At 55.6% G+C, this 26,017-nt stretch carries 27 protein-coding genes and 1 tRNA gene; 14 read left to right on the top strand and 14 right to left on the bottom strand.

Going from position 1 to position 26,017, the window contains the following annotated elements; genetic code table 11:
* Positions 1–325: 325 nt before the first annotated feature.
* Complete coding sequence (locus CXF87_RS14345; RefSeq protein WP_101147082.1) at positions 326–865, bottom strand: phosphatase PAP2 family protein; 540 nt, start codon at positions 863–865, stop codon at positions 326–328.
* On the bottom strand, positions 828–1,991 hold the full coding sequence (locus tag CXF87_RS14340) for a glycosyltransferase family 4 protein (RefSeq protein WP_101147081.1): 1,164 nt from the start codon (positions 1,989–1,991) through the stop codon (positions 828–830). Before CXF87_RS14340 ends, CXF87_RS14345 begins: the two co-directional genes overlap by 38 nt.
* Before the next feature lie 199 nt (positions 1,992–2,190).
* Between CXF87_RS14340 and CXF87_RS14335 the strand changes: the two genes are divergently transcribed.
* Positions 2,191–2,856 carry an SDR family oxidoreductase gene (locus tag CXF87_RS14335; RefSeq protein ID WP_101147080.1) on the top strand — a complete coding sequence of 222 codons (666 nt, stop codon included), beginning with the start codon at positions 2,191–2,193 and terminating at the stop codon, positions 2,854–2,856.
* A 109-nt stretch (positions 2,857–2,965) separates the two neighbouring features.
* Positions 2,966–3,415, top strand: a complete 450-nt coding sequence (locus CXF87_RS14330) for a DUF305 domain-containing protein (RefSeq protein WP_035565191.1) — start codon at positions 2,966–2,968, stop codon at positions 3,413–3,415.
* Between the two features lie 150 nt (positions 3,416–3,565).
* Here CXF87_RS14330 and CXF87_RS14325 read toward each other — a convergent pair whose 3' ends face one another.
* From CXF87_RS14325 to ugpB, 8 genes are all read right to left on the bottom strand, one after another.
* Positions 3,566–3,937 (bottom strand): DUF1428 domain-containing protein, encoded by a 372-nt coding sequence (locus tag CXF87_RS14325; RefSeq protein WP_008957045.1) that lies wholly within the window; start codon positions 3,935–3,937, stop codon positions 3,566–3,568.
* A gap of 21 nt (positions 3,938–3,958) precedes the next feature.
* Complete coding sequence (locus tag CXF87_RS14320) at positions 3,959–4,321, bottom strand: YciI family protein (RefSeq protein WP_101147079.1); 363 nt, start codon at positions 4,319–4,321, stop codon at positions 3,959–3,961.
* Entirely contained in the window at positions 4,318–5,232 is a 915-nt protein-coding gene (locus CXF87_RS14315) for a YciI family protein (protein ID WP_232774932.1), read from the bottom strand. The genes CXF87_RS14320 and CXF87_RS14315 overlap by 4 nt, the downstream gene beginning before the upstream one ends.
* A 15-nt stretch (positions 5,233–5,247) precedes the next feature.
* Complete coding sequence (locus CXF87_RS14310; RefSeq protein WP_101147077.1) at positions 5,248–6,492, bottom strand: RNA polymerase sigma factor; 1,245 nt, start codon at positions 6,490–6,492, stop codon at positions 5,248–5,250.
* A gap of 76 nt (positions 6,493–6,568) precedes the next feature.
* Entirely contained in the window at positions 6,569–7,624 is a 1,056-nt protein-coding gene (locus CXF87_RS14305) for a sn-glycerol-3-phosphate import ATP-binding protein UgpC (protein ID WP_101147076.1), read from the bottom strand.
* A 2-nt stretch (positions 7,625–7,626) separates the two neighbouring features.
* Complete coding sequence (ugpE, locus tag CXF87_RS14300; protein ID WP_035565202.1) at positions 7,627–8,469, bottom strand: sn-glycerol-3-phosphate ABC transporter permease UgpE; 843 nt, start codon at positions 8,467–8,469, stop codon at positions 7,627–7,629.
* A 38-nt stretch (positions 8,470–8,507) separates the two neighbouring features.
* Entirely contained in the window at positions 8,508–9,392 is an 885-nt protein-coding gene (gene ugpA, locus CXF87_RS14295) for a sn-glycerol-3-phosphate ABC transporter permease UgpA (protein ID WP_101147075.1), read from the bottom strand.
* Between the two features lie 66 nt (positions 9,393–9,458).
* On the bottom strand, positions 9,459–10,784 hold the full coding sequence (gene ugpB, locus CXF87_RS14290; protein ID WP_101147074.1) for a sn-glycerol-3-phosphate ABC transporter substrate-binding protein UgpB: 1,326 nt from the start codon (positions 10,782–10,784) through the stop codon (positions 9,459–9,461).
* Positions 10,785–11,017: 233 nt separating this feature from the next.
* Between ugpB and argE the strand changes: the two genes are divergently transcribed.
* On the top strand, positions 11,018–12,190 hold the full coding sequence (gene argE, locus CXF87_RS14285; RefSeq protein ID WP_101147073.1) for an acetylornithine deacetylase: 1,173 nt from the start codon (positions 11,018–11,020) through the stop codon (positions 12,188–12,190).
* A 58-nt stretch (positions 12,191–12,248) separates the two neighbouring features.
* On the opposite strand, the gene CXF87_RS14280 is transcribed toward argE, so the two are convergent.
* A complete protein-coding gene (locus CXF87_RS14280) occupies positions 12,249–12,560 on the bottom strand; it encodes a hypothetical protein (protein ID WP_008957053.1) in 312 nt (103 codons plus the stop codon).
* Positions 12,561–12,746: 186 nt separating this feature from the next.
* On the opposite strand from CXF87_RS14280, the gene CXF87_RS14275 reads away from it, so the two are divergent.
* From CXF87_RS14275 to CXF87_RS14245, 7 genes are all read left to right on the top strand, one after another.
* Entirely contained in the window at positions 12,747–13,220 is a 474-nt protein-coding gene (locus CXF87_RS14275; RefSeq protein ID WP_101147072.1) for a YchJ family protein, read from the top strand.
* Complete coding sequence (locus tag CXF87_RS14270) at positions 13,213–13,512, top strand: GIY-YIG nuclease family protein (RefSeq protein WP_101147071.1); 300 nt, start codon at positions 13,213–13,215, stop codon at positions 13,510–13,512. The genes CXF87_RS14275 and CXF87_RS14270 overlap by 8 nt, the downstream gene beginning before the upstream one ends.
* Positions 13,513–13,521: 9 nt before the next feature.
* Positions 13,522–14,556: a histone deacetylase family protein gene (locus CXF87_RS14265; protein WP_101147070.1), complete on the top strand. Its 1,035-nt coding sequence runs from the start codon at positions 13,522–13,524 to the stop codon at positions 14,554–14,556.
* Positions 14,557–14,657: 101 nt separating this feature from the next.
* The gene (locus CXF87_RS14260) at positions 14,658–15,008 is read left to right on the top strand and encodes a hypothetical protein (RefSeq protein ID WP_035565219.1); all 351 of its coding nucleotides are present in this window, start codon (positions 14,658–14,660) and stop codon (positions 15,006–15,008) included.
* Between the two features lie 68 nt (positions 15,009–15,076).
* On the top strand, positions 15,077–16,768 hold the full coding sequence (locus CXF87_RS14255; protein ID WP_101147069.1) for a VRR-NUC domain-containing protein: 1,692 nt from the start codon (positions 15,077–15,079) through the stop codon (positions 16,766–16,768).
* Entirely contained in the window at positions 16,765–19,059 is a 2,295-nt protein-coding gene (locus tag CXF87_RS14250; RefSeq protein ID WP_101147068.1) for an ATP-dependent DNA helicase, read from the top strand. The genes CXF87_RS14255 and CXF87_RS14250 overlap by 4 nt, the downstream gene beginning before the upstream one ends.
* Positions 19,060–19,080: 21 nt before the next feature.
* Positions 19,081–19,863, top strand: a complete 783-nt coding sequence (locus CXF87_RS14245) for a sulfite exporter TauE/SafE family protein (protein ID WP_101147067.1) — start codon at positions 19,081–19,083, stop codon at positions 19,861–19,863.
* A 25-nt stretch (positions 19,864–19,888) separates the two neighbouring features.
* Here CXF87_RS14245 and CXF87_RS14240 read toward each other — a convergent pair whose 3' ends face one another.
* The 3 genes from CXF87_RS14240 to ispB all read right to left on the bottom strand — a co-directional run bounded on the left by CXF87_RS14240 (position 19,889) and on the right by ispB (position 22,435).
* Positions 19,889–21,013, bottom strand: coding sequence for an MFS transporter (locus CXF87_RS14240; protein ID WP_101147066.1), 1,125 nt, complete (start codon positions 21,011–21,013; stop codon positions 19,889–19,891).
* 250 nt (positions 21,014–21,263) lie between these two features.
* Positions 21,264–21,340, bottom strand: a tRNA-Pro gene (locus CXF87_RS14235).
* A 90-nt stretch (positions 21,341–21,430) separates the two neighbouring features.
* Positions 21,431–22,435, bottom strand: coding sequence for an octaprenyl diphosphate synthase (gene ispB / locus CXF87_RS14230; RefSeq protein WP_008957067.1), 1,005 nt, complete (start codon positions 22,433–22,435; stop codon positions 21,431–21,433).
* A gap of 327 nt (positions 22,436–22,762) precedes the next feature.
* On the opposite strand from ispB, the gene rplU reads away from it, so the two are divergent.
* The 4 genes from rplU to proB all read left to right on the top strand — a co-directional run bounded on the left by rplU (position 22,763) and on the right by proB (position 26,014).
* Positions 22,763–23,074: a 50S ribosomal protein L21 gene (gene rplU, locus CXF87_RS14225; protein ID WP_022520761.1), complete on the top strand. Its 312-nt coding sequence runs from the start codon at positions 22,763–22,765 to the stop codon at positions 23,072–23,074.
* A gap of 29 nt (positions 23,075–23,103) precedes the next feature.
* Positions 23,104–23,361, top strand: coding sequence for a 50S ribosomal protein L27 (gene rpmA / locus CXF87_RS14220; protein WP_008957069.1), 258 nt, complete (start codon positions 23,104–23,106; stop codon positions 23,359–23,361).
* 221 nt (positions 23,362–23,582) lie between these two features.
* Complete coding sequence (cgtA, locus tag CXF87_RS14215; protein ID WP_101147065.1) at positions 23,583–24,770, top strand: Obg family GTPase CgtA; 1,188 nt, start codon at positions 23,583–23,585, stop codon at positions 24,768–24,770.
* 104 nt (positions 24,771–24,874) lie between these two features.
* Positions 24,875–26,014 carry a glutamate 5-kinase gene (gene proB / locus CXF87_RS14210; RefSeq protein ID WP_101147064.1) on the top strand — a complete coding sequence of 380 codons (1,140 nt, stop codon included), beginning with the start codon at positions 24,875–24,877 and terminating at the stop codon, positions 26,012–26,014.
* Positions 26,015–26,017: the final 3 nt, after the last annotated feature.

The following is a 26,017-nucleotide window of genomic DNA, read 5'->3' as shown; positions in this document are numbered from 1 at the left end:
ACAAGATTATGGCGATGGCATTGATGTTATGCATGTTTGTTTTGTTCTTAGGGTTTTCGGGGGTTGGTGTGTATATGATGTTTAAGACATCTTTCATGGCCACTATGGACGAGCGCGATGACATGCCTCCCGACATTTAACCAACTGCTCTAACCATAACAATTATTTAAAAATAACTAAAATGCCCGCGTAAGCAGGCATTTTGCGTTAGTGCTTCCAACGGCCTTTGCCTCGCTCAGGCACCATACGCTCGAAATAGAGCAAGCCAAATGCAAGCCAGCCCACGGTTAATAAGCGGTAAAAATAAGTCGGAAGAAAACGGCCATTACCCCATCCAATAAAGGCTGACCAAGGCAAAGGCATAGCCCAATGCAGCGCCTGCCAGTACATCACTCACATAGTGCAGCCCCAGTCCGACGCGGGAGATCGCAATCAGTAGGGATAGCGGTAGGATCACCGGTAGTAGCCAGGGGGTGTGAGCGGCTACTAATACGCTAAACATCACCGCATGCATGGTGTGACCGCTGGGGAAACTATAGCGATCACGCGCCGGTTCACAGCAGAGGATGCCTTCGCTGTAAGTGATAAAGGGACGTTCGCGACATAAGCGTGTTTTTACCAGTCGATAAACGGCGACGGCAAATAACGCGATCACGCTGTACTGCAGCACTCGCCAAGAACCATTTGGCTGAAGCCAAGGTTGGGCCAGAATCAGCAGAACCCAGACAGGCCAATCGCCTAAACGGCTGGCTGCTTGAAGAGTAATACGCCAGGGGCGATACAGCGAAAGCCGCGATATGCGCTGGCATAATTGCCACTCTAGTAAGTCAAGACGGTCGAATACGACAAGCGGACGCGGGCGCATGGTGAGCCTCCTGGGCTTGGTGTAAATAACGCAAAAACTGCTCGGCAATCCCTGTCCAGCTCTGTTCAAGTGCACGTAAGCGCGCTACTCGACCTAGGCGCGCGTAGTCAGCGGGGTGCTGGCACAGCTCGACCGCTGCCTGCTGAAAGGCAGTGCTATCACCAGCGGCGACGGTAACACCGTTATAGCCACTATTAATGAGTTCGGCGCTGGCAGCATGGTCATAAGCCACCACGGCTAAGCCGCTGGCCATTGCTTCTGCAACTACATTCCCCCAGGTTTCTGAAAGCGAGGGGAAAATAAACAGATCGGCACTGGCATAGTGGCGAGCCAGCGACTCCTGCCCCACGAAGCCGGTGAAATGCGCGTCCGGTAGAGCTTTCTCCAGCTGTGCCCGCGCAGGGCCATCGCCCACGATGACCTGCGCGATATCAGGACGTACTTCGCGCATGGCTTGAAGGCTTTCATGAAGCAGGGTGAGGTTTTTTTCGGCGGCTAACCGACCAACGTAAAGTGCGACGGGCTGATGTTCGCCTACGCCCCAGCGCTGGCGCAATTGCGTATCACGATGGGCAGGTGAGAAGCGTTCTCCGTCTAGTCCACGTGACAGCACATGGATATCCCGAATCCCTTGCTGTTGAAGCGTATTAGCTTGCTGATGGGTAGGTACTAACGTTAGGTCGCAGCCGTTATGAAAGTAGCGAAGGTAGCGCCGTGTGGTCGATGCCAGCCAGGTGACACCATAATCTTCACAGTAGTGGTCAAAGTTAGTGTGCCAACCCGCCACTAGAGGGATATTGAGCCGCCGCGCTGCTTGGCGAGCAGCCCAGCCGAGCGGGCCCTGGGTTGCTAAGTAGATGACATCGGGGCGATGTTGGTCCCAAAAGCGCCGCAATGTGGCGGGTGTGACTAACCCCACCTGTACATCGGAGTAGCCGGGTAAAGCAAGGCGCTGCACTTGCAGTTCGCTGTTCACCCCTGTTGCATGACTAGGGGTTCTTGGGCGAGGACGAATAACATCAACCGGCACTCCTTGCCGACGAAGTTCGTAGCTTAACCGGCTCAGCGTATGGGCAACGCCATTAATATCCGGTGACCATGTTTCACTGACGATGCAGAGCCGCATAAGCGATCCATCCCTTTATCACGTTTTTATGCAGTGTGGGCAGAGTGAATGACACTGCCGAGTCAAATGGATGAACAAGCGATGACAACGTGGTAAGGAATGATAACGAACGGCAATGCCATGACTGTCAGAAAGCCAATCGCGCGATTATCACCTAGGCTGGGTAGGACGCATTATAAATGGCAACAGGGAGACAAACATGAAGCCGACAGTGGTAATTACGGGAGCCAATCGCGGCGTAGGTTTAGCGTTGGCAGAGCACTATTTTGACGCTGGGTGGCAGGTTATAGGCGTTTGCCGTCAGTCGTCGGAAGAGCTCGAACGCGTGGCTAATCAAGTGATTGAGAGCATTGATGTGACCCAGCCAGATGATATCGTCCGCCTGATAACGGCGCTCGACGGGCAAGTGATCACGCTGTTAATTAACAATGCAGGCATGCTGCGTGATGAATCGCTTGGCGATATTGATCTCGACAGTATCCGAGAGCAGATGGAAATTAATGCCTATGCGCCGTTGCGGGTGGTCGAGGCGCTGCTCCCCAACCTTGCCGAAGGCAGCAAAATCGCCAATATCACTAGTCGAATGGGCTCAATTGCTGATAACGACTCCGGTGGGCGCTATGGTTATCGAGCCTCTAAAGCAGCGCTGAATGCGTTTGGTAAATCGCTGGCAGTAGATCTGAAGCCCAAAGGTATTGCGGTAGCCCAGCTTCACCCAGGCTATGTGCAAACACGCATGGTCAATTTTGGTGGGTTAATAAGCCCGCAAGAAGCTGCTTTAGGGATTGCTGCCCGTATTGAAGCGCTGACACTAGATAACAGTGGTGGGTTTTGGCATAGCAATGGGGAGCTTCTTTCCTGGTGATCGTTGCGGGACATGAAAAGCATCCTTTGGTTGCACCGTTGTCATTCGCCAGGATAGCGAATCGGTATCTACACTCGTAACTCCGATAATTGGTTCAAGGAGGAATGCGATGAAAATGTATTTACGTTTCGGCGCTATGATCGTGACGGCGACCGTGATCATGTTGGGATTGATGTACCTGAACACTTACCAGCTAGATCATGTCACTTTTAGTGAAACCCGTACCTACATGGCTATTGTCATGGGTGCCACGATGGCAGTTGTCATGCTGGGTTTCATGCTTGATATGTACTCTAAAAAGGGCGTGAACCTGGCTATTTTGGTGGGCAGCATCGTGGTCTTTGCCGGGGCGCTTTGGTTGGTGCGTAGCCAGCAGACGGTGGATGATGTTTCCTATATGAAGGCGATGATTCCGCATCACTCTATTGCCATTCTGACCAGTGAGCGTGCTCAGATAACCGATCCCCGCGTACGCGAACTCGCCGATTCGATTATCGAGACCCAGCGGGAAGAGATCGCAGAAATGAAAGCATTAATAGCGGATCTTGAAGATGAGTAATAACGTTTAGTGAAACCGCTACTGGTGGGTAGGTTGGAACAAGATTATCGAAATTCAGTTGGCGGGTAGTCGGTCGGACATTGGCTTGGAAGGCGCTATGCCATCGGTTCACGCATAGCGCTTCCAACTTTTATGTCGGCCGGTGCCCTGTCACTCCTCATCAATGATACTTTTAAAACCACCGAAAATGAGTCGCTTGCCATCAAACGGCATTGGATTAACATCCATCTGCAAGCGCGGGTCTTGCATGACCTTGGCCATTCCTTCATCACGCACGGCCCGCGATGGCCACTCTATCCAGGAAAAGATGATGCTTTCGTCATCCTTGCGTTTGACCGCCATGGAAAAGGAGGTCACTTCCCCTTCGGGGACATCGTCTCCCCAGCACTCCACGATCCGCAGTGCGCCGTGCTCCTTGAAAACAACGGCCGCGGCACGGGCATGCTCAATAAACGCATCTTTATTAGCGCTGGGCACGGCAGCGACGAAACCATCTACATAAGGGTGTGTAAGCTTGCTCATGGCTGTTCTCCTATTACTGTTTTATTGTGCTTTAGGGGGGAGTTCTCGAACGGGGCGTACCTCAATGCTGCCCAGCCGGGCTGGTGGGATGCGGCTAGCCAGCTGCAGCGCCTCATTCAAGTCGTGGGCTTCGAGCAGGTAGAAGCCGGCCAACTGCTCCTTGGTTTCCGCAAAGGGGCCATCGGAGATTAATGTCTCGCCATCGCGTGCACGCACGGTGGTAGCGGTTTCTACTGGCTGTAACGCTTGTCCGGCTAGGTAGTGGCCGTTGGTGCTCAAGCGCTCTACCCCGGCGATACACTCCTGATTGAGGTCTTGCCATGCCTGTTCGCTCATGGCGTTGATAATCTGCTCTTGGTAATACACCAGCGCAACGTACTTCATGGGGAGTCTCCTTCTGTGGTCAAGGGACAGTTGTCTGACGAGACATTTATCATCCAGCCGACGCCAAAACGGTCGGTTGCCATGCCGAACCCTGGTGACCAGAAGGTCGCTTCGAAAGGCATGATGATCTTTCCACCCTCCGCTAGTTGAGCAAAGGTTCGTGCGGCCTGCTCGATATCCTGATACTCCAATTGAACCTCTACCCCTTGCGGTGGTGTATAGCAGTCAGCCGCCATATCGGCGCCCATCAAGCGGCGGCCCCGTAGATTCAGCGAAGCATGGATAATGCGGTCGTGGAGTTCCGGCGGTGAGTGTTCAACTGCGGGCGTTTCAGCATAGGTCAGCAGGCACTCCAGCTGCCCTCCGGTGACATCGGCATAGAACTGCATGGCCTCCCCGCAGGTGCCGGGAAAGGCAACGTGCACGTTCATGGCATTCGGTACACGAGCAAGGTTACGGTGCTGCTCGAGTCCGGCGCCGGGCTCAAAATCCTCCAGCGAGAAGTAGCGCCGCAGCTCCAGGGTCACGTTGCCATCGGCATCCTGGGTGGGCCACTGCTGGGCCCACTCAATGGCCGCCTGTAGGGAGGGGACTTCGAGCACACTGTAACCGGCAATACGCTCACTGGCTGGATACAAAGGCCCGGGGATGATGGTGGGCTCACCGTTTTTGAACCGGATCAGACACCCGTCACTGGTCGGATGTAAGCCATCGCCGCTCAAAAACACGCCTGCCTCGGTCATGCGCTGGTTATAAGCAGCCATGGCGGCAAGCATTTCCTGGGATGGCATAGCACCATTCTCTGTATTGGCATCGGCACGGCGTATCAGCATGAATTTCATTGAGAGAGCCTCCTGGTTGGTCAGGGTAGTGACTCTCTCTAGTCGTTTGGCATCGTCTTGAATCGACATAGCCTAAGCATTTTTTTATGGGGAATTTTCGAGCTCTGCCAATCGCCTGTTCAAAAACCGTTTTTCTGGCTCCAGAGTGGCCAACAGTAGCGCTTGCTGATAGGCGTTACGTGCGGCCTCATGCTGGCCTTGGCGGCGCAGTAAATCTGCTTTTGCGGCATGAAAGAGATGATAGCGGCTTATTTGCGGGTGATGGGCGATGTCGTCGAGTAACTTCAGGCCGGTGTCGGGCGCACCATTCATGGCAATGGCGACCGCACGATTCAGCGCCAGGATGGGGGATGGAAAACCTCGGCAGAGGACATCGTAGAGCCTGACGATACGCCCCCAATCGGTCTGCTCGGCGCGGCTGGCCTGGGCGTGTACGGCGGCAATCGATGCCTGAAGGGTGTAGTACCCGGTAGGGGTGAGCGCCAGCGCCTGTTCCAGCCACGCTATGCCGACGTGGATATCCTCTTGGTGCCATAGGCGTCTGTCCTGAGCATCCAATGTCACCAGTTCTCCGTCGTTATCCTGGCGCGCATCCCGGCGGGCATTGTTAAGCAGCATCAAGGCCATCAGCCCAAATACCTCACCCTGGGGCAGTAGCCGTGCCAGCTCATTGCCCAGTCGCATGGCTTCTTGGGTTAGGCTGATATCGACCACGCTGGCGCCCGTGCTGCGTGAGTAGCCCTCATTGAAGACCAGATAGATAACTTGGAGCACATCGGGTAGGCGCTCGGGTAACTCTTCCTGGGTAGGCACGGCATAAGGAATATGCGCATCGCGAATTTTACGTTTGGCTCGTACGATACGCTGAGCCAGCGTCGGAGGCTTCATCAGTAGCGCGCTGGCTACTTGCTCAGTGGTCAAACCGCATATTTCGCGAAGCGTCAGGGCAATCCGTGCTTCCATGCTCAAACTTGGGTGGCAGCAGGTAAATAGCAGCCGCAAGGCGTCGTCTTCGATAGCCGTTAGCTCAAGATCCAGCGTCTCTTCTGTAGGTAACCGCTCTGTGGGTAATAGCAAGTGAGCCCGACGGCGAGCAGTACTGCGCTGGCGGATTTGGTCGATTCCGCAGTGGTAGCCGGTGCGAATTAGCCATGCCGTGGGGTTATCAGGTTTGCCGTTAACTGGCCACTGTTGAACAGCCGCCATAAAGGCGTCCTGCATGGCTTCTTCGGCCAGCTCAAAATCCCCCAGCAGGCGTATCAGCGTCGCCTGCACGCGCCGGGAGTGCTCACGATACAGGTCATCAATGGATGCAGGTTCAGTACTCATCAAGGGAGATCCGTAAGCTTTATCTCAAACGTAGCGCATGGTTTCTCCGTTGACTTGTTTTTTGGGAGGGAGGCGTTCAATCCCCTGTGCGTTTCCCCGTGGCGCTGTTGAAAGGATGCAGCGCGTCCCGGGTCACAAAAAATCGCAGGGTTTCGCCTTCGGCTACCGGCGGCTGGCCCGACACGCGGATGACCGTGGGCTGGTCGCTATCAGCGAGGGTCACGTACAGGTGGCTTTCGGCACCGGCGGCTTCAAACAGCGCAAGCGTAGAGTCGACAGTTAGGTAAGGCGTAGTCGGCGGCGCCAGGTGCATATCGTCCGGTCGAATGCCGACGATATCGGTACCTTCGGGCAGGTTATCCAGCAGGCCGTTGGCACCCTGGGCTTTGAGGTAATCCACCGGCAGCATGTTCATGGCGGGCGAACCGATAAAGCCGGCCACGAACATGGTGGCAGGGCGGGCGTAGATCTCCATTGGCGTGCCCACTTGCTCAATCTGACCGGCGTTTAGTACCACTAAGCGATCGCCCAGGGTCATGGCTTCCAACTGATCGTGGGTCACATAGAGGCTGGTGGTTTTCAGTCGTCGCTGTAATTGCTTGATCTCCACGCGCATCTGCACACGCAGTTTGGCATCCAGGTTGGAAAGCGGCTCATCAAACAGAAAGGCCGCAGGCTCGCGCACCAGAGCGCGACCCATGGCTACCCGCTGGCGCTGGCCACCTGAGAGCTTGCGCGGCTTGCGATCCAGAAAATCCTCGATCTCGAGCATCTTGGCAGCAATGCGCACGCGCTTTTCAATCTCGTCTTTTTTAAACCCACGGTTTTTAAGGCCGTAGGCTAGATTGTTGTACACCGTCATGTGCGGGTAGAGCGCATAGTTCTGAAACACCATGGCGATATCACGCTCGGCGGGCTCTAGCTTATTGACCACTCGGTCACCGATTTTGAGCGTGCCTTCGGTAATGGTTTCAAGCCCCGCTACCATGCGTAGCAGGGTAGATTTTCCGCAGCCGGAAGGCCCGACTAGCACTACGAATTCACCGTCTTCAATGTGTAAGTCGATGCCTTTTACCGCGTTCACGTTGCCGGTGTAGGTTTTCTTTAGCCCTTCCAAGGTAATGCTGGCCATGCTTATTTCTCCGTCTCGGTCAGGCCTTTCACGAACAGGCGTTGCATAAACAGAATCACTAATACTGGCGGCAGCGCGGCCATCACCACTGCGGCCATCACCAAATGCCATTGTGGGTTCTCTTCCGAGGTCATGCGCTGAATGCCCATCACGATGGTGGTGTAGTCGGGGTCAGTGGTGATCAGCAGTGGCCAGAGATACTGGTTCCAGCCATAAATGAACATGATCACAAACAGCGCCGCGATGTTAGTCACGGAGAGCGGCATTAATATGTCTTTAAAGAATTTGAACGGCCCGGCGCCGTCCACCCGGGCGGCTTCGAGCATCTCTTCGGGAATGGTCATAAAGAACTGACGGAATAGAAAAGTCGCGGTGGCTGAGGCAATCAATGGTATCGACAGCCCGGCAAAGCTATTGAGCATATTAAGGTCCGCGACCACCTGAAAGGTGGGGATAATGCGCACCTCAACCGGCAGCATCAGGGTGACGAAGATCAGCCAGAAGAAGAACATCCGAAAACGGAAACGGAAGTAGACAATCGCAAAGGCGGAAAGTAGCGAAATGGACAGCTTTCCCACGGTGATGGCCATGGCCATCACAAAGCTGTTCCAAAGCATCAGCGCGGCAGGCGGGGAGTTCGCTGACGATATGCCCGATTGCCACATCTGGGTATAGTTTTCGATTCCATGGCTGCCGGGCAGCAGCGGTAGGGTGCCACGCATTAACTCACCCGGCGCCTGGGTCGAGGCCACCAGGGCGATATAAACCGGAAAGACCACCAGCGCGACGCCGATGATTAACACGGTATGGGCGAAAAAATTGGCCCATGGGCGATTTTCAACCATGACAACACTCCAACGAGGCCGATTTAATAGTACGTTTGTTAATAGTTCACGCGCCGCTCAATAAAGCGGAACTGAATCACCGTGAGCACCACCACAATCACCATGAGGATCACCGACTGAGCTGCGGAAGAACCCAAATTGAGGCCTACAAAGCCATCGGCGTAAACTTTGTAAACCAAGATATTGGTCGACTGAGCCGGTCCGCCTTGTGTAGTGGCGTGGATAATGCCGAAGGTGTCGAACATGGCGTACACCACGTTAACCACCATCAAGAAGAAGGTTGTGGGTGAAAGCAGTGGGAAAATGATCGTCCAGAATCGCTTGATAGGGCTGGCGCCATCAATTGAGGCTGCCTCAATGAGCGATTGCGGAATAGACTGTAGACCCGCCAAAAAGAACAGAAAGTTGTAAGAGATTTGCTTCCAGGCCGCGGCAAGAATTACCAGCAGCATGGCGTCGCTCCCCGAGTTTCGGTGGTTCCACTGGTAACCGACCATTTCCAGCATATAGGGCACGATGCCGATGGAAGGGTTGAAGATAAACCACCACAAAACACCGGCAATCGCAGGCGCAATGGCGTAAGGCCAAACGAGGAGCGTGGTATAGGTGCTGCGTGAACGAATCATCCGGTTCACAGTGCTAGCCAGCAGTAGCGCCACCGACATTGATATCAGCGTGGTGCCAACAGCGAATATGGCGGTCACCGACATCGAGTTGAGGTAGCTACCGTCGCGAAATAGACGGGCAAAGTTTTCCAGGCCCACAAACGTAGACCGCAGCCCAAAAGCGTCTTCACGCAGTAGCGATTGGTACAGCGCCTGGCCAGCTGGCCAGATAAAAAAGATCAGAGTAACTATTACCTGAGGCGCCAGCAGCGCGAAAGGCAGCCATCGCCCCGGAAACGTCATGCGTTTAGTTTGCATGGGCAGCTCGCATGTAAACGAAAGCGCCGCCTACCCGAAAGGGCAGGCGGCGAAGTAAGTGCTTATTTACTGGTTGGCGGATTCAAAGTCACGCAGCAGCGCATTGCCGCGCTCTACCGCGTCGTCTGCGGCTTCCTGACCCGATTTGCCACCGGTCATCACGGCTTCCATCTCTTCGGAAATGATGTCGCGAATCTGTACGAAGTTGCCAAAACGAAGGCCTTTCGAGTTCTCGGTCGGCTCGTTGAGCGTCATCTGCTGCAGAGAAATATCCGCACCGGGGTTCTCTTCGTAGTAGCCTTGCTCTTCACTCAAATCCCAAGCGGCTTGGGTAATTGGCAAATAGCCTGTTTGCTGATGCCACTCTGCCTGTACTTCAGGCTGAGAGAGGTACTCAAAGAAAGCGGCAACGGCTGCATACTCTTCATCGCTGTGGCCTTGAAGTGCCCAGAGCGTAGCGCCACCGATAATCGAGTTTTGCGGTGCGCCTTCTACGTCGTCGTAGTAGGGCTGCATGCCAAAGCCGACTTCAAATTCTGAGTTGGCGGCGACATCGGCGCGGGAAGCAGAAGAGCCAAAGAAAATCGCACAGTCCTGGGAATAGAACATCGGCTCGGAATCCGGTCCGGTGCCGGGGCCAGCCCAGCGGTAAATGTTCTCTTCCTGCCAGTCGTGTAGGTTATCCCAATGGCGGGCGACCAGTTCATTGTTGAAATTTAGCTCGGTCTCCATGCCGCCAAAACCGTTTTCCAATGTGCCGAGCGGCGAGTTATGCATGGCAGAGAAGTTTTCCAGCATTACCCAGCTAGGCCAAGAAGAAGTGAAACCACAGCTAGCCGCCCCGGATTCGACGATTTGACGAGAGGCATCGGCCAGCGCTTCCCATGTTTCGGGCGGCTGCTCAGGGTCAAGGCCCGCTTCTTCAAACACGTCGCGGTTGTAGTACATGATTGGCGTAGAAGAGTTGAACGGGAAAGAGAGCATGTTGCCATTGGTGTCGGTGTAATAACCGACCACGGCGGGCAGGAAGGCGTCGTTATCGAAAGCGCGACCGTGCTCTTCCATCAGTTCATATACCGGATAGATGGCGCCTTTGGCGTTCATCATGGTGCCGGTACCAACTTCAAACACCTGCAGGATATGTGGCTGTTCGTTTGCACGGAAAGCGGCAATGGCACCGGTCATGGTTTCGGCATAGGTGCCGCGGTAGCTGGGCGTGACCTGGTACTCGTCTTGGGACTGGTTAAAATCCTCGGTGATGCCTTCAAGGATTTCACCGAGCTGGCCGCCCATGGCGTGCCACCAGCTAATTTCCGTGGCGGCCTGGGCGGATAGACTTAGGCTGGCAGTCGCCACCCCAACAGCAAGCGCGTGTAGTGATAAACGAGACATAACAGCTCCTTGTGGGCCTGAACTTAATCAGGTGTGCAGTGTGTTATTAAGTTTTATTGGATGCACTGAACAGTAGAAAGTGACGATGACGTTTTGATGAATGCGAGGTGAACACGCGATGACATTCATGGCTAATGACGGGGAGTAGGCGAAGTGTCGGGAGGGTGTTAGGGTTAGCGGTAAGCTATTTTTAAAAAGCTGTTGCTGAAAAGCTATTTTGGAAAGAGAACATAATGCCTCACGCTATCGCTCTACTCGAAAAACTGGTTGCCTTTGACACCACCTCCAGCGAATCCAACTTGGCGCTGATTGAGTATGTTGAAGGCTATTTGGCCGAGGTTGGCGTTAGCGCCGAGCGGGTGATGAGCCCCTGCGGCACCAAGGCCAATTTGATTGCAAGAATCGGCCCAGATGCCCCAGGAGGGGTAATGCTTTCCGGGCATACCGATGTGGTCCCCGTGGCAGGACAGCCTTGGTCGAGCGATCCCTTCACCCTGCGCGACGGTGATGATGGGCGGTTCTACGGGCGGGGTACCTGCGATATGAAAGGTTTTGTCGCCTGTGTCTTGTCGATGGTGCCTAACTGGGTGAAAGCGCCTCTGCAGCAGCCCATTTATCTTGGCTTCTCTTACGATGAAGAGATCGGCTGCGTGGGTGCGCCCAGCCTTATTAAGCGCTTTTACGAACACTACTCCACCACCGCCCATGTGATTGTTGGCGAGCCCACCAGCATGCAACCTGTGGTCGCGCAGAAAGGCGCTACCAACCTGCGCACTACGGTGACTGGCCAGGAAGCCCATAGCAGCCAAGTGAATCAAGGCACCTCGGCCATTCACGTGGCGGCAAGACTCGTCACCTTTATTGAAGACACCATGGCGGCGTTGGTCGAAGAGGGGCGAGTTGATGAAGCCTTTAACGTGCCTCACACCAGCCTACATGTGGGTAAAATCAAAGGCGGAACGGCCATCAATATTATGGCGCGGGAGTGTCAGTTCGAGTGGGAAATTCGCCACCTGCCGACCGACACCTTCGATGAGATATACGCGCGCTTTGAAACGTTTTGTGAACAGCTAACCGGCGAACTTAAGGCCAAAGGTAAGCACGTTGACATCACCACTGAGCCGCTAAACGTGACAGTGCCGGGCTTGGCCGACCGCGATAACGACCAGGTGCTTCGCTTAGCCAAAGACCATTTGCCAGCAGGGTGCTGCGACCATGCGGTGGCTTACGCTACAGAAGCAGGGCAGTTCCAGGGCCAGGGCTTACAAACCATTATTCTCGGTCCTGGCAGCATTGCCCAGGCGCATCAGCCCGATGAGTATATCGATATTGAACAGCTCGAAGCGTGCGAGGATTTTCTAACCAAAATGGGTAAGGCGCTCGAAAGGCCTGCTGAAGGAAGTTAATGGTCACCCAATAAAAATCCCACCCGGTTAAAGGGGTGGGATTTTTGGCGTTACCATTTCAGTGCTGAGGATGTTGTTCAAACAGCTCAGCTTTTGCATGGCGCATCACATCTTCGCACGCCTGCTGTTGGGCTAACTGCGTCAACAGGCGCTGAGTTACTTCGAAGCCCTTGCCTAAGCAAGTGTCCACTTCCTGTGGGCTAACGGCTGGCGTCACGCGGTAATCGATTTTTACCGTGCGCCCGCCACCTTCCAGTCGATCCGCAACTCCCCTGAGCCGCCACGCGATTTTCTCTTTCCAAGTTGCTGATTCTTCCGCGCCTTCGTTTACGCTAAACGTGCACTGCCATTCCGGTTTAAAGACCTTCATAGGAGAACCTCCAAAAATTTTGGAAAGAATGATCAATCGTGATTCGTACTCCGTCGTCTGAATGTATTGCCCCACTACTATATACCTAACGTGGCATGAAAATCGAAACAATAGTGATACACGTCGGGCGACGCGCATAGGATGTATCGGTTAGGCTATAGAAGATGACGTTAAAGAGCCTAAGCTATGACCCGCACGACTGATGTAAGTTGCCCCTGTGGTAGCGATTTAATGCTGAGTAGCTGCTGTGGCCGGTACCATCAAGGCGAGATAGCGCCTACCCCTGAAGCGCTAATGCGCTCTCGCTATTCGGCCTTTGCATTAGGCTTAAGCGACTACCTACTGGCCACGTGGCACCCCACCACACGGCCATCTGAACTTGGGCAGGATCCCGATACTGAGTGGAAGTCGCTAACCATTGTCTCAGCAGAGCCACCGCTTGGAGATAGCGGCTATGTTCATTTTAAGGCCTATTTTTATGAACGAAGGCGAGAGCAAAAAGGGTGGCATGTATTAGAGGAGGTTTCCCGCTTCGTTAAAGAGCAACAACGTTGGTGGTATATCGATGGCGCCCCGACGCTTGCCCGCGTAAAGCCACGCCGAAACGACCCATGCTTATGTGGTAGCGGGCGTAAATTGAAGGTATGTTGCGGTGAATAGTGGCATTGCCCAGCCTGGAAAAGCCGAACCTCAGTGGTATCTCTATTTGCTGGAGTGCCAGCGCGGTACTTACACAGGCATTACCAATAACCTCGCGAAGCGCTATCAAGCCCACTGCACGGGCAAAGGGGCGCGTTATACCCGTGCTAATCCGCCCATTGCGCTGCTGGGCGCCGAGCCGTTTGAAGACCGCGCCGCTGCCAGCCGAGCTGAGTATCAGTTAAAGCAGCAAACGCCGAGCCAAAAACGCCGCTGGGCCAAACAGTGGCCTATTCAGTTAGATGCCCATTAAGGAGTCGGAATGCTGACGTTTTATTCAGAGGACAGCCGCTTACGACAAGCGCGCACAGAGCTACATGACGGCGCGTTGGTCACCCCGTTTGAGTGCCCGGAACGCCTGGATTTAGTGCTAAAGCATCTCCGCCATTCTGGGCTTGGCGATATTCGAGCGCCCGCCGCCTACGGGCTGGCACCGGTGCTAGCGGTGCACGATCAAGAGTATGTGACGTTTCTAGCCAACTGCTGGAAAGCGTGGCAAGCGGCTGGACATGAGGGAGAGGCGATTCCCAATATTTGGCCCGCCCGAACCATGCGGGGGGATCGCATTCCGCAATCTGTTAGCGGTCAGCTAGGCTATTACGCGCTGGCAGCAGAAACGTCCATTTCAGAAGGTACCTTTGAAGCCGCGATGGCGAGTAAAGACGTGGCGTTGGGTGCGGTAGAGCATACGCTACAAACCGGCGAACCCAGTTTTGGCCTGTGCCGACCGCCAGGCCACCACGCCGCGTTTGATCAGTTCGGCGGGTACTGCTTTTTTAATAACGCCGCTATTGCCGCCCAGCGGGCGCTGGATGCAGGCAAGCGCCGGGTCGCCATTCTTGACGTCGATTTTCATCACGGCAATGGTACCCAGCAGATTTTCTACAAGCGTGACGATGTTCTATTTATCTCATTACACGGAGACCCTGAGGTAACCTTTCCGTATTACTTGGGCTACGCTGATGAAAGCGGCGAAGGTAAGGGCGAGGGCTTTAATATTAATTACCCGTTGCCGCCCGGTACCAGCGTGACCAAATGGATGGCCACACTGGAGCAGGCGTTGGCGCAGGTGAAAGCCGCTGAGTGCGAGTGTTTAATCGTATCGCTAGGGGTCGATATCTTTGAGGGCGACCCGATAAGTGCCTTCACTTTTACCAGCGCGGACTTCACTCTGTTAGGTGAACGTTTGGCGCAAGCGGGCTTGCCCTGTGTGTTTCTGATGGAAGGAGGCTATGCGGTAGATGAAATCGGTGTCAATGTAGTCAACGTGTTACAAGGTTTTAAACAGGCGCTATAAAACGGCCTGGAACTACATTTAAATAAGGGTAAAGGTTAACCGTGACAGCGGCCCCTAAATCGGGCAGGCTATTGCCCTTTCAACGGGCAGGGAGCTCAAGCGTGGCAGTGTATGGTGGAATTCAGGCACATGAATTGGAGCGTTGGCTTAATGCGTTAACCAACGCCGCCTATGACCGACGCTGCCCGCTGGTAAAAGTACACGGGGGCAATGCCCGTGCGCGTACTGCCCGCCAAGATCTGCTTCATTTGGCGAACGACTACCGCTGCGGCGACTCTAGCCGCGAGGAGAGCGCCGCCGAACTCGGCCGCTGGTGCCAAACCTACCTTTCAGAAGCGGAATGGTATGTGCTAGTCGGTACCCGCCAAGCGCCTGTGCCAACCCAAGGCACAGAAGCATTAAGCGAAGAAGAGCGAAGCCTTACCGTGCTCAAGCAGCACCGGGTGGGGTAAAAGCGCTTTCATAGCCAAGCCCGTTAATCCCCATGACGGCAAAACGATAGCACTGTTACAATGGATGAATGAACAGTGCTTTTGTTACGCCAACCGCCTCCCTCGACGACCCCTTCTATTACCTGACGAACTTTCGCTTCGTTTTGGCTTGGGTTGGAGAACGCCATGCTGATCTGCTTGCTGCAGAAGAGCTTACTTTTCTTGAGCAGTTCGAAAGCTTGCCCCAGGCCTCTCAAGCGCTTCTGGTGCGCATGGTCATGCGTAAAGGTGAGCTGTTTAGGCTCAGCAAATTAAGCTATACCGAAGTAGGTGACAGCGCTGAGGCGATAGCGTCATTGGTCGCGCTGGGCTGGGTCGATAATGATCCAGCGCTTAGCGTCGATGAGCTATTTAACCAGCTGCGACTCGCCGAGCTTCGCCACATTTTAGCCGATGAGATTCACGCCGCTGGGCTGAGCGTGTCTAGCGCTAAAACTATGCTCTACGACACCTTAACGAGCCAACTGCCACACACCGCACCCTTACAAGCATGGTGGCCTGATGCCAGCGATCAAATCGTGCGTCTCAAGGTAATGGAGACCTGCGACCGGCTGCGGCTGATGTTCTTTGGCAACCTGCGCCAGGACTGGGCGGAGTTCGTGTTGACCGAGCTGGGACTGCAGCGCTTTGAGACGGTACCCTTTACGCTGCGCTCTCGCGCATTCCAATCGCGCCAGGAAGTGGATACCTACTTAGCGCTCCATCAACTGCGTCAACGTCTTGATGCAGGAGAATTGCCCACTGATCTACATATTGAGGTGCCGCCGCGCGCGGATAACCGTTGGCTCGCTACGCGGCGTGCACGGTTACTGCTGCAGTTGGGCCGAGAGGCAGAGCGTAGCGGAGATGCAGCGCTGGCGCTGACGCTTTATCGCGATTCGGGCAGCAGCGAAGCGCGGATACGCCAGCTTCGGGTGTTGGAAAGGCAGGGCGAGCATCAGGCTGCTTTTGAATTGGCGAGCAAGGCACTCAATAGCAGCCCCAATGAGACAGAGCACCAAGCACTGGCGCGGCTGCTACCACGCTTGCGGCGACAGCTTAAACTACCTGCTTCGCCGAGTGTCCCGGAGCCCGCCCATGAGCGTTGGGACTTGCAATTGCCTGGGCCGCAAAGCGTTGAGCGCGCCGTGGCTCAAACCCTCAGTGAACCCCAGGCACCCGTCTGCTATGTGGAAAACAGCCTGATCACGGGACTGTTTGGCTTGCTCTGTTGGCCGGCAATCTTCGCACCACTGCCGGGCGCTTTCTTCCACCCTTTTCATAATGGCCCAGCGGATTTGTATCGCGACGATTTTGTGGCGCGTCGGCGTGACCTTTTCGATGCATGCCTAGGGAGCTTGGAAGACGGCAGCTACCGCGAAGTCATTCAGACGACTTGGCGCGAGAAAGCGGGCCTTTCATCGCCGTTTGTTCACTGGGCAATCGTTGATGAAGCGCTCATTGAGCTCGCACTGGCATGTATCCCACCTGAGCACCTTCGACACTGTTTTGAGCGGCTGCTGGGTGATCTGAAAGCCAACCGGGCAGGGCTGCCGGACTTGATTCAGTTTATGCCTGACGCGCCGGCTGGCGAACCGCGCTACCGGATGATCGAAGTCAAAGGCCCCGGTGATCGGTTGCAGGATAACCAGCGCCGCTGGCTGACGTTTTTTCACCGTCATGAGATGCCCGTCGCAGTGTGTTACGTGCGCTGGGTCGCCAGCGACGAGCTTGAGGTATGAGTACGACCTATCGCGTGGCGGTGCGGGCACTGTGTGATTTCACTGCCCGTGAAGGGGATCTCGATCATCGCTTTACCCCAGCGCCCAGCGCGCGGGAAGGCATCGAAGGGCACTCCCTTGTCGCTAGCCGACGCGGAGCAGACTATATTGCCGAACTTCCGCTGTCGGGTGTCTTTGAGGGAGTGGTCGTCACGGGCCGAGCGGATGGTTTTGACCCCGTGGCTATTCGCCTGGAAGAGATTAAAACCCATCGCGGCAGCTTGGAGCGCATGTCAGCTAATCAGCGCGCCCTCCACTGGGCACAGGTGAAAGTCTACGGCGCACTGCTATGCGCTGAGCGAAGCCTTGAGCAGATCACCTTAACGCTGGTTTATCTGGATATCGCCAGCGGTAAAGAGACGCTACTGAGCCAAGACGCCAGCGCCGCCGAGCTGCAGGCGTTCTTTGCCTCCCAGTGCCGCCGCTTTCTTAGCTGGGCGAAACAGGAGGCGGACCATCGCCAGCGCCGGAACGCTGGCCTACAAACCCTGCGCTTTCCCCACGCTGCATTCCGCCCCGGCCAGCGCGAACTTGCCGAAGACGTTTATAAAGCCGCCAGCACCGGGCGCTGCCTACTCGCCCAGGCGCCCACCGGCATTGGTAAAACGCTGGGCACGCTGTTCCCCATGCTTTTAGCGATGCCGCGACAGCAGCTGGATCGCATCGCTTTTCTGACCATGAAAACCCCCGGCCGTCGTTTGGCGTTGGATGCTCTCGCCACGCTGCGCGCCAGCCAGAGCGATGAAGCCCAGCCCTTGCGTGTGCTTGAGCTGGTGGCGCGTGATAAGGCCTGCGAATACCCCGATCGCGCCTGCCATGGCGAGTCTTGCCCGCTCGCTGCCGGTTTTTACGATCGTTTACCTGTTGCCCGTCAAGCGGCGGTGGAAGAGGGGTGGCTGGATCGCGAAGCGCTGCGCGAGGTGGCGTTGGCCCATGATGTTTGCCCCTATTATCTCAGCCAGGAACTAGCGCGCTGGGCGGATATGATCGTCGGTGACGTTAACCACTGGTTCGATAGCCACGCCCTGCTGCACGGTTTGGCCCAGGCCAACGATTGGCGAACGGGCGTACTGGTTGATGAAGCGCATAATCTGGTGGAGCGCGCCCGCGGCATGTACAGCGCTAAGCTCGATCAGCAACGCTTCAATCGGATACGCCGGTCATCACCCAAAGCGCTGGCGGGGCCTTTGGGGCGCTTAGCCCGCCAGTGGCAAAATGTGGTTAAAGACGCGGGGCTGGAAAATGAGGGTGGTCAGGGCAAGCCAGCCTACCGACTGCTAACGGCACTGCCCGATAAGCTCGTGGCCGCCGCTCAGCAAGTAGGGTCTGCCATCACTGATTATCTTGGCGAGCACCCCGAGCAAACCAGTTTTGAGCTTCAAGAACTGCTGTTTGAGGCGCTGGCGTTTTGCCGCTTGGCAGAGCGCTTTGGTGAGCACTCGTTGTGTGATATTACTCGCCATGGCCGCGGGCGAGCAGTGCTCGGGTTGCGCAACCTGATACCCGCCGACTTTCTGGCTGCACGGTTTAACACCGCGCACTCCGTGGTGCTGTTTTCAGCCACATTAAATCCCGCTCACTACTACCGGGATCTATTGGGTTTGCCGGAGAATACGCCCTGGCGCGAGGTTGTTTCTCCTTTCTCAGCGTGCCAGCTTGAAGTGCGTATTCGCAGCGATATTTCGACCCGCTTTCATGATCGAGAGGCGTCGATTGAGCCGATGGTGGCGGCCATGGCGCAGCAGTATCAGCGCAAGCCAGGCCACTACTTGGCGTTCTTCAGCAGCTTTGCCTACCTGGAAGCCGCGCTGAACCACTTTCGCGAGGCGCACCCAGGCGTCCCCGTTTTCAGCCAAACCCGTGGCATGCCCGAGGCAGCGCGGGAGGCGTTTCTAGCGCGCTTTACGCCCGGCGGAAAAGGCATCGGCTTTGCGGTGTTGGGCGGCGCCTTTGCGGAAGGTATCGACCTGCCCGGTGATAGGCTGATTGGCGCTTTTATTGCCACGCTGGGTCTGCCGCCGTTTAACGATTTTAACGAAGCGCTTAAAGCACGGCTAAACGCGCGCTTTGGTCAAGGTGACGACTATACCTACCGCATTCCCGGCATGATCAAGGTGGTGCAGGCCGCAGGGCGAGTGATTCGCAGTCCTGAAGATGAGGGCGTTGTGGTATTAATGGATGATCGTTTTGCCCAGGCCAGCGTGCGCTCGCTATTGCCAAGCTGGTGGTCGCTGGGAAATCCCAACCCATAATTTAGGACCCTAACGCGAGCTATGACAGATTTACTCTGGTACCAGTATGCGCTGATCGGACTGATATTTGCCTGGAGCGGTTTTGTGCGCACCAGCCTAGGGTTTGGAGGCGCTGTACTGGCGCTGCCGTTCCTACTGCTAGTGACAAACGAACCTCTGGTGTTCTTACCGATTATTGCTATTCATCTGCTGATTTTCTCCAGTTGGATTGCCTGGAACGGCCATCGCCAACTGCAGAAAGAGGGTGTGGGAGCCGATTCCCCTGAGAGCAATATCGATTGGAGGTACCTATTCAAAGCCCTGAAAATCATGATCATCCCCAAGCTGATTGGGGTGGTGGGGCTGTTAACGCTGCCCGCTCAAGTCATGACCAGCATTATTTTCGGCATTGTGTTCATTTATGCCATTGGCTACGTCCTCAACAGACCGTTCAAGAGTAAAAACAAATATGTCGACTACGTGCTACTGGCGCTCGGGGGCTATGTCAGCGGTACTTCACTGATTGGCGCGCCGCTAATTGTGGCGGTATTCGCTGCTCATGTGGCCAAGGAGCAGCTGCGGGATACCATGTTTGTGCTGTGGTTTATTCTGGTGGTCATCAAGATGGTCTCGTTCCTGATCGCAGGCGTAGACCTCCAGCTTATCCACCAGCTGTGGCTGTTGCCCTGTGCATTCATTGGTCACTTGGCGGGCGAGAAAGCCCACCGCTATATGCTGAAAGCGGACACCGGGCTATTTTTTCGCGTGCTGGGCGCAGTGCTGATTCTGGTCAGTGTCGTTGGGTTGATTCACCCGCCCGCATGAATCCAGGCGGCGTACTCGCCGCCTGTTAAAGTTGGCTGTCTGCCTTAAGCGTCGTCTTGCCCAGTACGATCAGGGCGACGGCCAGCAGGCCGCACACCACTGCCATGCCGGTAAACACATTACGCAGCGAATCCAGCCAGATGACCGCCGGGGCGACCACCACCGGGGAGACAAACTGGCCGAAAAAGAAGGTCGAGGTAAAGCCACCAAACACTCGGCCGCGGACACGCTGCGGGGTGATTCGCATCAACCACGTGGTGGTATTCGGCATAAAGGCGCCAAGGCCAAAACCGGAAATGGCCGCGCCGACAATGGCCATGGCGTAGCTTTGGGTGAAGCCGACGATTAAAAAGCCGGTCGCCGCCAGCAAGAACCCTAAGACATAGATCGTCATCACCGACAGAAACGGTTTGTAGTAGCCGTAGCCAAAGGCCACGATGCTGGCCGTCAGTGCTGACATAGAGAGTGCAATGCCTATCGCTACACCGCTGATTTGCCCCTGTTGCGAGAGCAAAAAAGGCAGTTGCGCTGGAAACATATAAAACATCGCCATACTGATCATGGCAATAAGGTAGCCAATGCCTGTACGCATATAATCTACCTTCACCGGCGCACTGCCAGTATTACTGCCAGCTCCATCGCTGGACTTGGGTTCTTGTAGAATTGCCCAAGCGTAAGGCAGTAAAAGTACGCCGGTTAAGTAGAGTAAAAACGGGCCGCGCCAGCTCCAGTCAGAAAGGAGTCCGCCAAGGTTGATAAAAATAACCCCGCCCAACGCCATGCAGCTACTTTGCAAGCCCAGGAAGCGTACCCGCTCGGTACCATCAAAGTAATCACCCACCAGCGTAGTACTAATGCTGAGGATGCCCGCCACGGCAATGCCCATCAGTGCCCGTGAACTTAACAACAAATCCACACGATCAATAAAAAAGCCTGATACCCCAGCAAAGCCATAGATACACAGCATCATTAGAAGCAGTTTCTTGCGCCCAAAACGGTCGGCGAGATAACCCATTAATGGACTTAAAAGCGTAATCATCAGCGCTGGAATGGTCAGGATCAGTTGAATGATCACTTGGGGCTGATCAGGGAAGTGGCGGCTAATACCCGGCAGCGCAGGCGCAATAATCGCCCCCGACATCACGGTCATGGTGCTGGCAAAAAGGAGTACGGCCTTAATGTGTGTTAATTGGCTAATAGTCTTGGCCCACTTTAGAAGAGAAGAAGGGTTCAAAGCATAAATGCCAATCGTAGCATAGTTGTTAGCAGGCTATTTTATTTTTGAATGGCGCGTTTAATAGGAAGTAGCAGTGAGTGCTAACTATCTGTCACCTAGAACTACCACAAACAAAAACGGCCACTTGCTGTGTTAGCTAAGTGGCCGTTTTTAATAGTGTTCTTGGTCGGAATAGCAGGATTCGAACCTACGACCTCTGCCTCCCGAAGGCAGCGCTCTACCAAGCTGAGCTATATTCCGAAGGTTGTCGAGCTGTGCTCAACAACGGAGGTGGATCATACTTAGCCAGACGTATTTTTTCAAGTCCTCGGCGGCGCGAACTACCAATTTTTATGCTTGGCGATCAACCGCTAAGCGAGCCAGCTGGGCCATGCTGTCGCGGTAGGCGCTGGGTGGCAAGGCTTCTAACTGCTGTAAGGCTTTATCGGCCATCTCTTCGGCACGCTGGCGGGTATAGTCGAGTGCGCCGGTGGCGTGAATAATTTCCAGCACGGCGTCGAGTTGCTCAAGCCCGCCATCGCGAATCACCTGGCGAATCAGCTTGGCCTGTTCCGGCGTGCCTTGCTCCATGGCGTGGATCAGCGGCAGCGTCGGCTTGCCTTCGGCTAGATCGTCGCCAACGTTTTTGCCCATGGCATCGGCGTCGCCCTGGTAGTCCAGCAGGTCGTCAATCAGTTGGAAGGCGAGACCCAGGTAGCGGCCATAATACTGGAGTGCTTGCTCTTGCTCCGGCGTTGCTTCTGCCAGCACCGCACCGCTGTGGGAAGCCGCTTCGAACAGCATGGCGGTTTTACCCAAAATGGTCTCGAAGTAATCTTCTTCAGAAATACTGGGGTTGCCGATATTGGTCAACTGCAGCACTTCGCCTTCGGCGATGATGCAGGTGGCGCCGGAAAGAATCGCCATAATGCGCATCGAGCCCACATCGACCATCATCTGAAACGAGCGGGCGTAGAGGAAGTCGCCTACTAATACCGAGGGTGCATTGCCCCAGGCGTCATTAGCGGTTTTCTTGCCGCGCCGCATATGCGATTCATCCACCACGTCATCGTGTAACAGCGTGGAGGTGTGCATAAACTCTATTAAGGTGGCCAGCGGTATATGCTTGTCGCCGGTGTAGTCGAGCGAGCGGGCGGCCAGTAGTGCCAATAAAGGGCGCAACCGTTTGCCACCGCTTTCGGTAATGTACTGGCCGATGGTTTCAACCAGCGGTACTTTGGAATTGAGCTGCTCGACAATTGTGCGGTTGACGGCGGCGAAGTCATCGGCCACCACGGCGTGCAGCGGTGAAGGCGTTGGGCTGACGGGCTGGGCTGAGGAGACGTTGGCGGTCATGGAATCCGTTCATCGCGGCAGATGGAGGCGGTAAGTGCCGCCCGTATTTGTGGAGTAGATGTGGTCATGTGTTGGGGTCATGCTATGGGGCTGCCTGTTGGGCGTCAAGATACGAGCGACGGTTACACTTTAGTCGTTAACGGACTTAGCAATTGACAACGGCCTGTGGTCTTGCGGTAAGCGTAGATAGTCGTTATAATCCGCGACCCACTCATCATGCTCCCTGTCAGATGGCTCCAAAAGGGGCGCCACTCGCAGCAGGTCGATAAGAGCGTAAGGCGATGAGCGCTGCCGAAAGCGGCATTAACGACAAGTCCGGAGAGCGACATGTACGCAGTTATTAAAAGCGGTGGCAAACAGTACCGCGTTCAAGAAGGTCAAACGCTCAAGCTTGAGAAAATCGAAGTCGCCACCGGCGAAACGATCGAGTTTGACGAAGTGCTGATGGTTGCAGACGGCGATGACTTCAACATCGGTGCGCCGATGATCAGTGGTGCTAAAGTCTCTGCCGAGGTGGTTTCCCACGGCCGTGGCGATAAAGTGACCATCATCAAGTTCCGTCGTCGTAAGCACCACATGAAGCGTCAGGGCCACCGCCAGTGGTTCACTGAAGTCAAAATTACCGGAATTTCTGCGTAAGCGGTCAATTCCCTTAGGAGGATTTTGCAATGGCACATAAAAAGGCAGCTGGCTCCACGCGTAACGGTCGCGATTCCGAGTCCAAACGCTTAGGTGTAAAACTCTTCGGTGGCCAAGCGGCGACTGCGGGTAACATCATCGTGCGTCAGCGCGGCACGCGTTTCCACGCGGGCACAGGCGTAGGCCTAGGCCGTGACCACACGCTGTTCGCACTGAGCGACGGTTTTGTGAAGTTTGAGACCAAAGGTCCCAAAAACCGCAAGTTTGTTAGCATTGTTTCTGCCTAAACGGCGAATGCTATGCTCGTGACTGTGCAAGTTTGGTGACGAGAAAAAGGCCCCGCTATGGCGGGGCTTTTTTGTCGGTTAAATCTCTTTTCCAATACGCTTCACCACGATGTTTTTACCACCATGTCTTTATCAGTATGCTGGTGGGCATAAAGGGTTGGGCAACGAGTTGGAAAAAAAGTAGTGCATATTAGGGCGGCGGAAGCGGCCGGGAGAATCCAATGCAGTTCGTCGATGAAGCCTCGATTATTATTGAGGCAGGCAAAGGCGGCAATGGCTGTCTGAGCTTTCGCCGCGAAAAATATGTGCCCAGGGGCGGCCCCGATGGGGGCGATGGCGGCCATGGCGGCAGCGTTTACCTGATTGGTGACGATGCGCTCAACACCCTGATCGATTTTAAATTCCAGCGCTTCTATAAGGCCCAAAACGGTCAGGGCGGCATGGGCCGTCAGATGAGCGGCAAAGCCGGTGAAGACCTGCACGTCAAAGTGCCGGTGGGCACCACGGTCATTGATGAAGATACCCTGGAAGTCATCGCCGATGTGACCGACATTGGTCAAGTGGTGTTGGTAGGCGAAGGGGGCCGACGTGGGCTGGGTAATATTCACTTCAAGTCGTCGACCAACCGCGCACCGCGGCGCACCACGCCGGGCACCGAAGGCGATCGCCGTAACCTGCGCCTGGAAATGAAAGTCATGGCCGATGTGGGGCTGCTGGGAATGCCCAACGCGGGCAAATCCACGCTGATTCGCTCGGTGTCTGCGGCCAAACCTAAAGTCGCCAACTACCCGTTTACCACTCTGGTACCCAACTTGGGCGTGGTGAAACTGGGTATGCACGAGCACTTCGTAATGGCCGACGTACCCGGCTTGATTGAAGGGGCCTCAGAAGGCGCTGGTTTAGGGCTACGTTTTTTGAAGCACCTGACGCGCACGCGGCTGCTGTTTCATGTGGTCGATGTGGCGCCGTTCGATGAGTCTGACCCGGTCGAGGCCGCCAAGGCGATTGTTCACGAGTTGGGTCAGTTCTCCCCCGCGCTATCTGAGCGCCCCCGTTGGCTGGTGTTGAACAAGTTCGACCTGCTGCCAGAAGATGAGCGCGAAGAGCGCGCCCAGGCAATTATCCAGGCACTGAATTGGGAAGGCCCGGTATTCCGCATTTCCGCGATCAGTAGCGATGGCACCGATAAGCTGGTGCAGGCGGCCTACCGCTGGTTGACCGAGCAGCGTCGTCTAGAGAACGAAGATGAAGAGGCGCTGGCGCGCGAGCAGGAAATGCGTCGCCGAATGGAAGAGGAGTCGGTCGCGCGCACCGAGGCGCGCCTGGGTCGTCGTCGCAAGCGTGACGATGAAGATGATGACGATTTTGACGATGATGATTATGAAGTTGAAGTCGAATACGCCCCTTAGTGGTATGGCGCGGGTGTCTTCAGTAGTAAGCTTAAGTTGATAAGCAAAAAAGGGGCTGCGTTCGCGTGGCCCCTTTTGTAAGTGTCGGATTGAGGCGGGGTGGCATGGAAAGTAACGAGCAAATCCTAGGACGCGGCGCGTTGAGCCGTGCACGGCGGGTAGTGGTGAAGATAGGCAGTGCGCTACTCACCAACGATGGGCGCGGGCTGGATGAAACCGCCATTGGCGGCTGGGTCGATCAAATCGCCGCCTTGCACCAGCGGGGCGTCGAAGTGGTGCTGGTCTCATCAGGCGCCGTGGCGGCAGGTATGGTGCGCCTGGGTTGGCAGGTGCGCCCCAGCGCCGTGCATGAACTGCAGGCCGCCGCCGCGGTAGGCCAGAATGGCCTGACTCAGTGCTATGAACAGCACTTTGCCCGTCATCGCATGCTCACCGCGCAGATTTTGCTTACCCACGATGACCTTTCCAACCGCAAGCGCTACCTGAATGCGCTCTCGGCGCTGCGTACGCTGGTGGAGATGCGCGTGGTGCCGGTAATCAATGAAAACGACACCGTTGTAACCGACGAGATCCGCTTCGGCGATAATGATACGCTAGGGGCGCTGGTCGCCAATCTGCTGGAAGCGGACGCGCTGCTGCTATTGACCGACCAGGAAGGCTTGTTTGACGCCGACCCGCGGCACAACCCCAACGCCCAGATGATTGCCGAAGGGCGCGCGGACGACCCGCGCCTAGCCGCTATGGCAGGAAGCGGGGGAGCGCTGGGGCGGGGCGGTATGACCACCAAAGTGCGCGCGGCGCAGTTAGCGGCGCGCTCTGGGGCGGTCACGGTGATTGCCAGTGGACGCCAGCCTGATGTTATCAACCGGATTATGGCGGGCGAGTCGTTAGGCACGCTGTTGCGCCCGGATCAAGTGCCTATGGCGGCACGCAAACGTTGGTTGGCGGGGCAATTGCAGGTGCGCGGCACGCTGGTACTGGATGCCGGTGCGGTGAAAGTACTGCGCGATAAAGGCTCTAGCCTATTAGCGGTCGGCGTGCGCAATGTGCAGGGCAGCTTCAAGCGCGGTGATATGGTGGTGTGTGTGGATGAGCAGGGCGCCTCAGTGGCCAAGGGCTTGGTTAACTACGGCGCCGATGAAGCGCGCCAGTTGGCAGGCCAGCCCAGCCACCAGATTGAAGCGATTCTTGGCTACGTGGAAGCCCACGAGCTGATTCACCGCGATAACCTTGTGGTGGTTTAAACG

Origin of the sequence: Halomonas sp. MES3-P3E, assembly GCF_002836035.1 — a bacterium.
GTDB classification, from domain to species: Bacteria; Pseudomonadota; Gammaproteobacteria; order Pseudomonadales; family Halomonadaceae; genus Vreelandella; species Vreelandella arctica.
Note: the sequence above shows the minus strand (reverse complement) of the source record. Positions and strands in the feature narration are given on the sequence as shown.